Origin of the sequence: Mesorhizobium sp., from assembly GCF_005063415.1 — a bacterium.
Classification (GTDB): domain Bacteria; phylum Pseudomonadota; class Alphaproteobacteria; order Rhizobiales; family Rhizobiaceae; genus Mesorhizobium.
In genome coordinates, this window is record NZ_SUEG01000136.1 from 1 (window position 1) to 13,797 (window position 13,797).

General features: G+C 57.0%; 8 protein-coding genes and 1 pseudogene. 3 read left to right on the top strand and 6 right to left on the bottom strand.

The window, feature by feature from the left end:
* Nucleotides 1–516: 516 nt before the first annotated feature.
* On the top strand, nt 517–2,205 hold the full coding sequence (locus tag E5W70_RS25620; RefSeq protein WP_292663739.1) for a GMC family oxidoreductase N-terminal domain-containing protein: 1,689 nt from the start codon (nt 517–519) through the stop codon (nt 2,203–2,205).
* A 358-nt stretch (nt 2,206–2,563) separates the two neighbouring features.
* Here the strand turns inward: E5W70_RS25620 and E5W70_RS25625 are convergent, their stop codons facing one another.
* From E5W70_RS25625 to E5W70_RS25645, 5 genes are all read right to left on the bottom strand, one after another.
* Nucleotides 2,564–2,983 (bottom strand): DUF2267 domain-containing protein, encoded by a 420-nt coding sequence (locus E5W70_RS25625; RefSeq protein ID WP_128204853.1) that lies wholly within the window; start codon nt 2,981–2,983, stop codon nt 2,564–2,566.
* A 173-nt stretch (nt 2,984–3,156) separates the two neighbouring features.
* Complete coding sequence (locus E5W70_RS25630) at nt 3,157–4,086, bottom strand: 2-oxoglutarate and iron-dependent oxygenase domain-containing protein (protein ID WP_128204854.1); 930 nt, start codon at nt 4,084–4,086, stop codon at nt 3,157–3,159.
* A 1,016-nt stretch (nt 4,087–5,102) separates the two neighbouring features.
* Nucleotides 5,103–5,942, bottom strand: coding sequence for a hypothetical protein (locus E5W70_RS25635; RefSeq protein WP_127206333.1), 840 nt, complete (start codon nt 5,940–5,942; stop codon nt 5,103–5,105).
* A complete protein-coding gene (ectB, locus tag E5W70_RS25640) occupies nt 5,935–7,191 on the bottom strand; it encodes a diaminobutyrate--2-oxoglutarate transaminase (protein WP_127206334.1) in 1,257 nt (418 codons plus the stop codon). The genes E5W70_RS25635 and ectB overlap by 8 nt, the downstream gene beginning before the upstream one ends.
* 1,055 nt (nt 7,192–8,246) lie before the next feature.
* Nucleotides 8,247–8,963: an SPASM domain-containing protein gene (locus E5W70_RS25645; RefSeq protein WP_224571099.1), complete on the bottom strand. Its 717-nt coding sequence runs from the start codon at nt 8,961–8,963 to the stop codon at nt 8,247–8,249.
* 719 nt (nt 8,964–9,682) lie between these two features.
* Between E5W70_RS25645 and E5W70_RS25650 the strand changes: the two are divergent.
* Nucleotides 9,683–9,918, top strand: a pseudogene (locus E5W70_RS25650) (transposase); the annotation flags it as partial.
* Between the two features lie 16 nt (nt 9,919–9,934).
* Here E5W70_RS25650 and E5W70_RS25655 read toward each other — a convergent pair.
* Nucleotides 9,935–10,681 (bottom strand): LuxR family transcriptional regulator, encoded by a 747-nt coding sequence (locus E5W70_RS25655; protein ID WP_063169365.1) that lies wholly within the window; start codon nt 10,679–10,681, stop codon nt 9,935–9,937.
* Between the two features lie 637 nt (nt 10,682–11,318).
* Here E5W70_RS25655 and E5W70_RS25660 point away from each other — a divergent pair.
* Nucleotides 11,319–13,121 carry an ABC transporter ATP-binding protein gene (locus E5W70_RS25660; protein ID WP_292663744.1) on the top strand — a complete coding sequence of 601 codons (1,803 nt, stop codon included), beginning with the start codon at nt 11,319–11,321 and terminating at the stop codon, nt 13,119–13,121.
* Nucleotides 13,122–13,797 lie beyond the last annotated feature (676 nt).

The window sequence follows — 13,797 nt, forward strand, 5'->3', positions numbered from 1 at the left end:
CGAACATCGTCCCTTACATCCACGCGCGAAAGGTGCCGCCGGGACAGCGCTTACGATCAAACAGCCTGAGCCATACCTCATGCGGTGGCTACTTCGGCTTCTGCCAGACGTCGAGTACTCACGCACCTGGAAGCATGGATCCGCCGAAGCAGACGTGCATCTCCGAGGGACGTGCAACCGCAAGGAACTGACGACGTTCTGGCGCATATCAGGGAATCCATTGACCCAACAGGCCTTGCGCAACCACCAGTTCGAGTCGCTCGGTCTCCCTCGACTCCATGTCTCTGCCAAGCTTAATCCGATCAAAACCCCCGTCATAGAGGCCTGTATGACGCAGTGCGGAGAAGCGGCGGCAGGCGCGCCCCACCGCGTCAACCTTTCATTCTTGCTGATTCTCGACTGCTCGCCAACTACTGATGTGTAGTGTGGATTCCTGCGTTACGAGGAGGCAATTTGCTGAAGTAACACCTGCTACCCCTGTCGGGGCATACAGATGCAAGTGAGGACCGTCTTTTGTTGTTCGACTATATAATCGTCGGCGGTGGCTCCTCCGGATGTGTCATAGCGAACAGGCTATCGGCCAACGGAAGTCGCGTCCTGCTCGTTGAGGCTGGTCCTGACTTTTCCCCAGATGCCATCCCTGACGATATCCTCGATGGTAACCCTACGAGAGCTTTCTACAATCCTCGTTATCAGTGGCCGTCACTCAACGCGACCATAGTGCAGGATGTCAGCAGGCGCACCCACTATGAGCAAGCTCGGGTCATGGGCGGGGGCTCTAGTATCAATGCTCAGGTAGCTAATCGGGGAGGCCCCGCGGACTATGACGAGTGGGCATCCATTGGTGCGACGGGCTGGGATTGGGCAGGTGTCCTCCCATACTTCCGTCGACTTGAGTGCGATTTAGATTTTGAGAATGAATTTCATGGCAACGACGGTCCAATGCCGATTAGACGCGCGGGTAAGGCAGAATGGTCTGGGTTTATTCGCGCTGTATCGAGGGCTTATGAAGATAGAGGTATCCCGTTCCGACCAGACTTTAACGGCGAGTTTGGCGATGGCCACTCAGTTGTTCCGTTGACGAACCGCGATCGTCGTCGGGTCTCAGCTGCAATGGCTTATTTGTCGGAGAGTGTCCGAGCTCGGCCCAACCTGACGATCCTGTCCGAGACCACGGTCGTACGGTTAACCTCTTTAGGACGACAAATAACTGGCGTGGAAACCGAAAGTAAGACCGGCCGGCGGTCCTATAGCGCGCCAACGGTTGTCCTATGTGCCGGGGCCATTCATTCGCCGGCCTTGCTGATACGATCCGGGATCGGCCCAGCAGAGCAACTGTTAAGCCTCGGCATTCCAGTTCTCGCAGATATAAACGGCGTCGGAAAAAACCTGCAGGAGCACCCGGGCGTCGCCATCTCAGCGTATTTGGGGCCGGACGATCGCATGGGGCCGAACGCGACCGGATATATTCAGATGCATGCCCGCTACTCTTCAGGGTACGAGGGCTGCCCGTCTACCGATATGGCTATCTCAGCCCTCGCCAAGTCTGCGTGGCATCCGATCGGGAACCGCCTTGGCACTCTGGCTTTCTGGGTGAACCGCACCTACTCGACAGGAACGGTTTCGCTCAAGAATTCTTCTCATGCTACTGAGCCGGAGGTGAATTTCAATATGTTGAGCGACAAACGCGATACTGAGCGATTGAAGGAGGCATTTCGGTTCGTAGGACAGCTGCTAGAGCACAAGGCGCTGGTGGCTGTCGCACGTGACCCATTTCCTTCTACCTGGACTGGGCGAGCAAAGCGGATCAGCAAGTACAATCGTCTAAATTTCGGGCTCACCTCAATTGTCGCCACGCTCATGGACAGTTCCTCGTGGTTGCGGCGAGGCCTCATAAGATCTCTAATCACCGATGGTCGTAGCATATCAGACCTGCTCGATAGCGACGAGCTTCTTGACCGCTTTGTGCGCCAGAATGTCTTTGGAAACTTCCATCCGACTTCAACTTGCCGGATGGGACCTGATCTGGATCCAAATAGTGTTACGGACCCGTCCGGGCGCGTTCACCGAGTGTCGGGCTTAAGAGTCGCCGATGCGTCGGTGATGCCATTCTGCCCTAGAGCAAATACGAACATCCCAACGATTATGGTCGCCGAAAAGATATCTGACGCGATACTGAATGAGCGCTATGGAGCAGTGCTGTAGCGGATGAGGTTGGAATTCGGTGCAATGTACGAGGACGGCCTCTGCCCGACGAGTTCCATCTTCGGCCACCGCTCAGAATCCCGAAATCGCCAAACTCACCCGATGCCAAATCACAAGGCCCGCGGGGAATTAGATGCCATGTACACCTCGCGACTATTGAAGCACCGGCTAGATTCGGGGCAGACTTTTTCGATTATCAAACAAGTTGCCTATTAAGCGTCGTCCAATTGGTTTTGTCGCGGACTGCAGGAAGCATAGAAATTGGTTTGCTGGCCGAAATGTTCCCCCGGCGGTAGCGTATTCTTTTGTGCTCATGGGGGATCGTCGACGCCATGCCGCCGGCTAATCGAGACGTCTCTCAGGCTGGCCAAAGATCATGCAGCGCTCTTGGAGTGGCAGCCTTGGCCTCTTCGATCTCTGCTGCAGACAAACGGTCCGCCAATTGGCTCAGGACCGAGCGGGCAACCTCTTCCGGATCCACTGCCGGGTCGCGGTGGACGCCGTCGTGGATCCGGTCGAGAAACGAATTCCGGTTTCTGGCTATGGCGCGGCGGCCGGGGTGCCAACCCTCGTAGTAAAAGCCGCGCAGTAAGACTGGCAGCTGCGCACCCATGTACACGGCCTCGTCGCGACCCAGGCAGTCGCGCAGGGCGTGCAGCGTCGCAATCAAAGCTAGGAAAACCCGCTCGCGATCATGCCAACGAAGTCTCCACGCCAGATCGCTGACCCAATTCCGGGTCGCCTGCAACGCATAGGTGAGATCATGACTCACGAACATGAGTATTTTCTGTTCTTGAGGGTTGTCTAAGCGCTGCAAGGAACATGACTACACGGCTTCCGTCCGCCTGCCGCCGCGCTATACGCGCGACGCGGGAGTTTGCGTGAGTTCTCCCAGCGTGTCACCCCGAGGCGGTCGCCATGAGTTTAGGCAGCCTGAGGACACCGGACACTTTACTGCAACTCTCGGGCGCGCCCGGCGCCATTCCCGGTCTCGACTGACTCGTAATTGCGCAGCATCATTTCCGCGACACTGAAGGTGTGGTGCCCTTCCAGCGAAGTCAGGCGCGCGTCGACGTCGGGATAGATAAAGAAGGGAAGCGAAATTCGGTCGGTCAGACCATTGTGCGCGACCTGATGCGGCGTACTCTTGAAGCGGTCGTCGCTCAAAGCCTGAAGCATATCGCCCAAATTGACTACGAGACTGTCGGGCAGGCTCGGCACTGGCATCCAGCGCCCGCGCAACCACACCTGCAACGACCGGGTGGGGAGTTCCTCCTGCAGCAGCAGCGTGAAGAAGCCACCATCGGTGTGCTTGGCGCACGTGCCGCCGCGAGCTGGATACCGAATTACGCGTTGCTCGAGCGTCGGCGGGCTGAAATACCGTTGGAACCAGCCCTGTTCCAAACCGATCACGTCGGCAAGCGCGGTTCCGAGCTGCGGGACGACTTCGCGGAGCACGGTAGCCTGCAAGGCAAGCAGGCTTCGCGCGAAACCAGGAGCCAAAGCCTCATCCGGAAACAGTGTGCGCCCCGCAAACGGACGCCGATCGCCTTCGTTGTCGATTCCGAGATCGAACACTTCCTTTGGATCGCGGCCGGCCTCAGGATGCAGGATTTCGCCGTACAGCGGACTGTATCCACGTGCGATAGTGGGGTGCACGTTTTGTGCGGCGTGACCGAAGCGTTCCTTTGTAGCCAGTGGCAACGCGAAGAACCGCCGGGACGCGTCGATGGCATCCGCGATCTGTTCCTTCGGGATTCCGTGCTCGATAAGGTAGAAGAACCCGTACACCTCGCATGCATTGCGCAAGCGCTGTTGCTCTTCATGTCGCGTCGCGTCGGCAGACAGTTTCGCCAATGAGATTTGCGGTAGCGTGGTCATACTCATCCTCCGTCTGTATCGGCGCCCCCTGTTGGGCTCCTGGAAAATCTCGCAACTCAGTTTCTGCCTAAGTAAAATAAAACAATGAGGCCCCTGATCGAGTTGACTTGTGAGCTCAATACCACGTTATTGGGGGCCATTCAACAACTTATATGTTAAAAATGTAATACAATTTCGTTACGGTGTTTTAAACAACATCAATATTGTAGATGATTTCGCCTACTTTTACCCCCAGCGTTTCGCTAAGTACGTTTCCTGGTATGCGAAGCTTGTTGCCGTCATGGACTTCTGTTTCAAGAGCCAACCGGATAGTAACTGACGTTTGAGTTTTCCCGCCGTAAGACAGACTGGCAATTGCTCACGAGGTATTCGGCCTCTCCTCTGCGGGGCGACCAGGAATCAGGCCAGCTTTCACTCAGTCGGAGCGACCTTTCGAGAAATCCTTCAAAAACTGAGAATCTAAGATTGTTTCGTTATATTGAGCCGTCTTTAAAGTGTGTCGATGGTGCCTTCCACCCAAGCCGTCAGCCGCGGATAGCGAGGGCAAGTCACGCGGGGAGATCGGTCTTGGCACGGGGAGATCGATAGTGCGTTCGACGGGAGGTGGCGCGCCATGATGCATGAGAATATTCCGGCCCAATCTCTACCGTGCTGACTTACCAGGGCAGACGCTTTACGCACGCGACGGGGCCGGAGGCGGGGGATCCAAGGCGTTCATCTGAGTGGGATGGTCAATGGCTTTTCAACCGATCAAAGCTACGCCGCAGTCGTCGCGCTTCGCAAGAAAGAATTCGTACGACGATCCCATGTTTCTTTCCCTGCTTCGGAGGCCGGCCTCTTGCAAGCAACGATGTCCTTGTTGGAACTCACGCCACGAGTGATCTTCTTTCTAAATCAATTAGGATGGACTCTAATTGCAGCTAGAGGAAATCACCCGTGGCAAGTCCCCCGTGACGAAGGATGTTCACGCTTTAACTGCCGGCTAAAATCCGGTCGGTCGCTGCGACATTCCTATTTCAGGTCCACCAGAGAACAAGATCAGGCCGGGCAAATCCGAAAAAGCAATTCAGCACCAGGCGACGCTTTCCGTCGCCTGATTGACCGGTAACCCCGTGAACGAAGCCGCCATCGATTAGGGCGATATCCCCAGTTTTGAGCTCGAACTCGCGGCAAGGGACGGCCTCCAGATAGGCTGCCGAATAGGGATATCCAGTGGTCTCCACACCTTGCGATATCCGGTCCGCAACCGTCGGCTTGTGGCTCCAGAGCTTCAGATTGCCGCCTTGCTCAGGCATGCTGGGATAGAGGTTGAGCGCTGCGACCGTATTGTGCGCCACCGCAGAAAGCTCGTAATCATCGCCAGCACGTAAGACTTGAGCGACGTCGTCGTGGGGATCCAAGGAAAAGGTGCCTGTGCCCGACCAACTGAGGCCGCGACAAACATTGGCCTGGCCGTGTTCGGAACGGGCTAGCCGCAATTCGATTCCCTGGTTGTGAAGCTCTCGCTTCAACGCCCCGAATACTGCTCGAACCGGGTCAACCAAATTCTTAAAAAGGGCATCGACGTACGGCCGCGCGTTTTCGGCGTCTGCGAAATAGGTGGCTGCATCCTTTCTGTAGTGAGATGCGCCGACATATTGTCCGGGCACACCATCTTTACGCTCTCTGAGACCGGAGCTTCCAATAAAGTTCGTAGTGATCTCCTCGGCTACTTCGGTGCTGAAAGCTTGCTTGATGTGCAGAGCGGTGAGCTCACCTTTCAGGACCGAGATGATCTCCGCCGTGTTGATCGACCCGGTCCGTTCTTTGATCAAAACCGGCAAGATGGCTGGCACTTGAGATATCTGACTAGGCATTGTCTTGCTCCTGTAGTGCGTGTTCAAGGATGGTGATGCCACGATCGAGTTCGGCATCGGTGATGGTTATCGGCGGGAGGACTTTGATAACGTCGCGATTTGGCCCCGAGGATTCGATAAGAAGGCCATTTTCGAATGCGACATCGTGCACGCGGCCGACAACTGCCGGTGAACGGCATTTCAGGCCGGCCATCAGACCGCGGCCGCGCTTCTGTTCGATGTACCTCGGAAATTTCGCAACCAGGCGATCGAGGTGCGTTTGCAGCCTGACGGCTGTCCGCTCGACACCTGCAGTAAATTTCCTATCCGACCACATCTTGCACATGGCTCCTGCCGTCACGAAGGCGAAATTGTTGCCTCTGAAGGTCCCGCTATGTTCTCCGGGCTTCCATACGTCCAAGTCGGGTCGAATCAGAACGATGGACAGCGGACTACCTGAACCGCTTAGTGACTTGGAAAGACACACAATATCCGGTTCGATTTTCGCGGACTCGAATGAGAAGAAATCGCCAGTTCGGCCCGCACCCGCCTGAATATCGTCGACGATAAAAACAATGCCGTGAGTACGGCAAATGCGCTGAATTTCCATGAGCCAAGCTGCAGACGCGGCGTTCATGCCGCCTTCCGCCTGGATGGTCTCCAGAATGATTGCGGCAGGCTTTTCTATGCCGCTCCCCGGGTCGCTCAAAACGCTGTCGATGTAACTGGCGGAATCGAAAGCTTGGCTCGGATAGCCGTCATAGGGAACACGGATCACATCGTGGCGAGCGACGCCTCCCAGTTCCCTGGTTGAGGCCGAGCCCGACACCGCTAGAGAGCCGAGCGACATGCCGTGGAACGCATTCGTAAAGGCCATGACGCTCGAGCGGCCGGTGTATTTTCGCGCCAGCGCCAGAGCCGCTTCGTTGGCGTTCGTGCCGGTCGGCCCAGGAAACTGAATCTTGTATGAAAGGCCTCTGGGTTTCAGGATCCAATCGACGAACCCTTCAATGAAGTCACGCTTTGCCGCCGTATGCATATCAAGCGACAGAAGAATGTTCTCACCGACGAGATATTCAATCGCCGGCGCCATGATATCCGGATTGTTGTGCCCGTAATTGAGCGCCCCGGACCCAACGAGGAAGTCGATGTATGCGTTACCGGTCTCGTCCCAGATGGTGGCCCCAAGTGCCCTCGCAAAGACGGCGGGAAACGACCGACCGTAGCGACGAACGTTGGACTCATGGGCCGTGAAAGGGTCGGTGTTCATATTGAGTCCTCTGCACTTGGGTCGTTCAAAGAAGAGAGCGATTAATGGCTGGTTGCTCGCGGTAGATGTTCGTCATCTAACATTGAGAGCAGAATGCCGGAGGCAGCCTTGGTTAGTCTGGTGATGCCGGCATCCTCATCAAATATTGTTGGGTTGCGTTGCCCTCCATTCGGATGCTTTCGGAGAATGTGCTGCAACAGGATGGCTTCTAAAGCTTCCGCGAAAGCATCGCTACTATGGCATCAGGTAGTTGACGTACCCCACCCATCGCTGCCCATAGCGCCTCCGGACAAATGTCCAAGGAGATCAGCAGGGTCGCGTCGCCAGAGGTTGTGTCGCTCGGCGGTAGCGAAGCCGCTCGCGAGCGCGCTCCTCAATAGCGCCGTAGCGAGCGAGCGGCTTCGCGGCGGTCATCAATATATTCGCCGTTCAACCTCGGGCTGCGGACACCAACCTGATTCAAGAAACTATTTGATGACCGATGACACAGCGAAAGCCACGCTCTCTTTGAGAAGAATGCGGATTCCGATCTCTTGCGCGATGACTGGCCCGAGCCGCCGGATCAAGAGGGCGGGGCCGCCGTGGACCCCCTTGACGGAAAGCCCGTTCGTAGGCCAGGCGGAAGCAACCGGGAGACGCGCTGGCGAAGGGCCGCATCGGTTTCGAGAACGTCCACTACCGCGACGGCAACCATCCCCGGCCGCAGCTGGGCTGCTGCCTTCAGGCGAGTCGAAAAGGAGATCGTCCGGGAGGGTGAAGGCGTTGACGAGGTGAGCCGTGAGTAAGCAATCAAGCTCTGATCGGGATCGACTAACACTGTTTCCATCCGACCGATGGTTGACCTGTGATCGGCGTTACCTCAAGCTAGGCAGGCCGACAAGCTCGGTTGGAAGGCGAAGACCTTTCGATGAGCTCGTCTCCGAAATGCTCGAGGCCCACTGCCGCGCCTACAGGAACATACTGGCGTAACGTGAAAACACGATGGCGTCGCGGGCAGGTGCATCTGTCGTGGGGCCATCCGCACTGCCAGGCACGCCCTCTCGGCCGGCATGCACTCAGGTCCGGTCGTTTGGGTCGGCGAATTCACACATCCTGCAAAGCAGAAAACCATCTGCTCCATTCATGCGGTCGACGATTTCGCGAAAAACTGGCTTTTCAAACAGAGCGGAGTAACCCTCATATAGAAGGTTGCCCAATACGTGACGCCGTTCAAAATCCATAGAGCACAGGGTAACGTCGCCGTTTGGAAGAAGAACATTCCGATACTGTCGTGCGTCCACGCAGGTTAGGGCTCCGACCACTGGCTGACGTGGTGCAACGATCTTAGGGTCGACGCTTCCACCCCTACTGCTCACCGGCCGCGCTTTTATCAGGGCTTCGGTAGGAATAATGTCGGCTATATCTGGGTGGGGCTCGCCCAAGGCCACGAATCGGATCAAGGGGATGTCCGCGTCGACGAGTTGACGAACCAGATCGCGATACTTGTCTCCGACCAGGCGGCTGTTCATGTAGGTGCCGTCATCGAAAACATGGACCACGAATACGCCCAAGCGCAAGGCTTGCAATCGCTGCAGGTCCTGCCCGTTCATTCCCACCAGCGTCGTAAAAATCCTGATGCCATGGCCTTTGGCGAAGGCGTGCTCCACCATTTCGGTACAGTCCGGATTGAGCCAAGGTTCGGAGTATCCCGCAAAACCAATGTCGACGGAAGTCGGTACGCGGGCCAGACACCGCTTGAAATCTTCAAGATCCAGATGACTCGCATGAGACACTTTTCTTTGCCGGACCGCGAACTTGTCCTGGGGACAATATGAACATCCTACGACGCATCCCGTGGTCGTCGTTATCTCCAAAACCCTGCCGGCTGTGTTTGCTGAGCGAAGTTCCGGTAAAATCACTGGTGATTACTCCCATCTACTTCCTGCGAAGCGCCACGATGGTGTGCGTGTGCCTTTGGCTTTCTGATACCGCCTGCTGATCTACCGAGGCAACGCAGACATCTACCCTTTTTGGCAGCCTAAGCCGCCCGGTTCACCGATTTGCCGGGCCGACCCTTCACAAACTTCCAGCGCGTCGGACCAGAGACAGCATTGCATCTTTCGAGGCATCACTCGCTCCGGAGATGTAGCCTCAACGGTTGGTCGCTGGCCCGTCGCCGAGATGCGCGCGCAGCACCCTCGAACCCGCCGGAGAGAAGCTTTCTGGATGCCGTCGATCATCCTTCATCGAGCGAGTTCCGTGTTCTCATGCGGGTCAGCCCTCACACTATATTGCCGCACATCGACCAGCAAAGGCCGAGCTAGTGCGCCTGGCGCGCAGTTACTGCGAGATAGGCTTCGAAAAGCCCGACAGGGCTAAGACGCTCCGCTGTATTGAACCCGACATGTTTTCTGACAGCTGTCAGATTTTGGACACACATCACTCATCGTCAGTCGCTTAATACGGATGGTAATTTCTTCCAGGAATCGGTGACATTGAACACCACCCTGTCATGACCGCCCAATCTCAGCGAAGCGAACTCAGCATCGCCACCAGGACCAAGCCTGAAGATAAATCCGCCATAGCAGCGTCAACGACATTTTGCTTTCGAAGCCGGATGGATTGCACGAGGTGATTCGCGCCGTGATGCAGGAGGTGCTCGAGGCCGAGATGGACGAGGCGCTGGGTGCTTCGAAGAGCGAGCGCACGCCGGAGCGTCTCGGCTATCACGCGCGCTACTACGGGCGGAGAACTAGCTGCGCACCTACGGCGGTTGGATAATCCCAAGGTTCAAAGCTTTTACAACAGCTACCGTTCTGCTGGTCGCATCCAACTTCCGCATTACATTTTTTAAATGGAAATCTATCGTGTTTCGTGATCTGCCTAAAATAGTTCCTATTTCCCAAGATGATTTTCCTTGTGACACCAAATCAATGCACTCTATTTCTCTCGGAGACAGGTTATGAGCTCGTTCCGACGCAGTCGTAGTGTCGAACTTCGTAACCATCCGATGAAACCGCAGCGCGGCCATTTGCAGGTAGGTGATCGCTCTATTCTGCAATTCGCAGTCCGAGGATTGAGCAAAACTCACAAACCTAAAGCTGCCACCAGGGCCATGTAATGGGACGGTAACGCCTGACCTCAAGCCGAATGTTGCTGCTTCGTCCAAGACGCGGCGTCCATCTTCAGTTATGTTTTCATCAGTATACACCTCGCTCCATCGAAAGGGTCCCGCCTCCTTTCGACCTTTCTTGATGAGGGGGTCTATTTTGGCATAGCCCATTCTCGAGTAGCGCTCCTGCCATTCAGCAGGATAATTCCACATCACCACAGAACCCTCTCGGTTCGGCTTGAAAGCCCTCTCTGATGCGAGCGGCCCATAGGCAATCCACGGGCAATCGAAATTCAGCGCAAACGCAGACAACAGTTCGAACAACTGTTCGGATTGAGCGACATCATCAGTCATCTTGAGGAATAGGTCTAACTCCACCGCAATCCGCCGGAGTTCCATGATGTCTCCTTCATTGCGTTCTCATTGGTGCACAGTTTGCTCCAACCCAGCCTCGCAACATCCGAAGTCAACGGGACTCGAGCCGGAGTTCCTTCCGCCACCTGGAGTACCCTCAAGAGTCGTGCCAGCTTGCGAGCGAAGCTTCTCCTTCAGGTCGTCAATCGACGGGGGAGGTACCCAGGAGGCGAACCGACGGCACTGTGTCGGGGAGCGCACAATCCGACAGTCGAGCATTCGATTGACGGAATATGGGCAGGAAAGTATTCGCGGCGCGCTTTTGAAATCAGCACCTAAGTGCCGGGCCTGAGAAAGCTGCATTGCAACTGTACTTATTTGATCGAGGCAAGAACAAGCTCAAAATTCAATCGATACATCGACCTTCTTTTCCAATCTCCCGAGTTGAGCAGCCGTAGCAATCTTATTCGACTGGATGGCGGCTGACTTTCTCCAGGCTCGGTAACCTGCTGAATTTGTCCTTCGGATGTTCCCGCTCAGTTGGCACGACTTTTGAACTCACCGTCGTGAGGCGGCAAGAGCTGCCCGCCAAAATTGATGCTGTTATGGGGGAGGTCGAAATTCCAGTTTTGTCTTTTATCGTCTTTGGGACCGAGCGTGTTGATGCGCCCGCTTGGAAACTATGAGACGTTTCCCCGTCCATGGGCGCGGCGCCACTTGTCGCGACGTTTTCGCCTTCACTGTTCGCCTCTGGAACAGGCAGCCGGCCCGGCTCGCGATCATCATGACCGCGATGCTCGCCTCCACGCTGGCTGACGTGTTGATGCCGCTCTATTCTGGCCGACTCATCGACGCTGTTTCTCGTGCTGCTAATGCGGCAGCACCAGCTTCGGATTCAGCTGTTGCAGCATTCTCTGTACCGATTGCATTGGCACTCGGTGGCATTGCCATGCGCCACGTCGCCTTCATTGGCCTGAGCGACCTGGTGTTGAAAATGATTTCCGACGTCGCGACCGAAGCGTTCCATCATGTGCAGCGCTTTTCGACAGACTGGCATGCAAACAGCTTCGCCGGCTCGACAGTGCGCAAGATAACGCGCGGCATGTGGGCGCTCGACCTCCTCAACAGCACGATACTCGTCACGCTGCTCCCGTCGTTTGTCATCTTGATCGGCTCGACGGTGCTGCTCGGCTGGCACTGGCCGGTCATGGGCGTGATCTTTGCTTGCGGCTCTCTCGTCTACCTTGCGTTTTCGATTTCGCTGTCGCTCGGCTATGTCGCGCCAGCGGCGAGCCTTGCCAACCGATGGGACACAAGGCTCAGCGGCGCGCTTGCGGACGCGGTCAGTTGCAACGCTGTGGTCAAGGGCTTCGGCGCAGAGGTTCGCGAAGACGAGCGGCTTGCAAATATCATGACGAAATGGCGGCACCGCGCGCGCCGGAGCTGGGTGCGCGGAACGATCATCGGCTCAACCCAAGGCGTAACTTTGGTTGCGCTCAGGGTGGCGGTGGTCGGATATGCCCTGCTTCTGTGGTCGCATGGACAGGCAACGCCGGGCGAGATAGCATATGTTCTCACGTCCTTCATCGTCCTGCAGGGCTATCTGCGTGATGCCGGCATGCATGTCCGCAACGTGCAGCACTCGGTTAATGATATGGAAGAACTGGTGGCCATCCACAATCAGCACGTGGATGTTGCCGATCGTCCAGAGGCCAAGCCGATCCGGATCACGAAGGGCCGTATCGATTTCGAGAACGTCCACTTCCGCTACGCCAACCATCCCCTGCCGCTCTATAGCGAATGTTCGCTGTCGATTGAAGCTGGCGAAAGGGTTGGGTTGGTTGGACCCTCCGGTTCCGGCAAGACAACATTCGTGAAGCTGATCCAGAGACTCTACGACCTGAGCGGCGGCCGGATCCTGATAGACGGTCAGGACGTCTCCGAGGTGACCCAAGAGTCCCTTCGTTCGCAGATCGCGATCGTGCAGCAGGAGCCGATCCTGTTTCACAGGTCGCTTGCCGAGAACATCGCCTATGGCCGGCCTGGCGCGAGCCAGGCCGAGATCGAGCAAGCGGCACGACTGGCAAGTGCCCACGAATTCATCGCGCCCCTGCCGAAGGGCTATGGGACATTGGTCGGCGAAAGGGGTTTGAAGCTCTCCGGCGGCGAGCGCCAGCGCGTGGCGATCGCGCGCGCCTTCCTCGCGAACGCGCCGATCCTTATTCTGGACGAGGCCACATCGAGCCTCGATTCGGAATCCGAGGTGCTCATTCAACAAGCGGTGGATCGGTTGATGGTGGGCCGAACCACACTCGTCATCGCACACCGGCTGTCGACGGTCCGCTCGCTCGATCGGCTGCTCGTCTTCGACCGTGGCCGCATCATGGAGGACGGCGATCATGCCGCCCTGATCAATCTCGATGGTGGCATTTACCGCCGCCTCTTCGAACGGCAGGCGTTGGAACTCGCGAAGGGCCTGGCCTGATCGCTAAACCGGCTTGCGCGATGCGCCGAGCCGTTGCCGGAGAGGGGTGTGGCAGTGACGAGCGGCGGGCGTTAGGCGGCAAAACCAGCACGGCCGGAACTGTCCGCCAAACGGGCGAGCGGGAATGCACCACGTCTAAGCTTCGGCGAATGCGCGCAGTTACACGCGGGCACCGAATTGTCGCGCCTAACGGCGCACGCACCAAAAGGGCGGGAATGTCGACGGCCCGGGAAGAGTGCGGCCCTCGCCGTTACCCACATTTCGCCAAAGGAAGCGAAGTCAACGCACATTGAGAGGGCGGTGCTTCCCGGCCGGCTGGGATCCCTGTCGCTGGCCCAACCTACCGCACGCCGGCCACGTCAACGGTTCAAAGTCCCTTCGGTTCGCAAAGTCGTCCCCTTGGAGACCCGGAAGCGCAGGAGCTCCGACCGCAGTCTTCGCTCAACTCTGGCCATCTGCTCCGGGATTGGATTCCGTTCCCTTGCTAGCACAGTGGCAGCTGAGCACGAACTCGCCGGCCCCGTGTCTTTCGATTACGGCCAACGGGCTTAGGAAGAGATTGGATTCGCCGGCCCTCTGCGGAGCGAATGAACAGTTCTACAGATCATCGACGTCCGCGAAAAAGAGCACGCAGCCGAAGTAGCCGGCCTGAAGCAGCAGCGAACAGGCCAGCGTC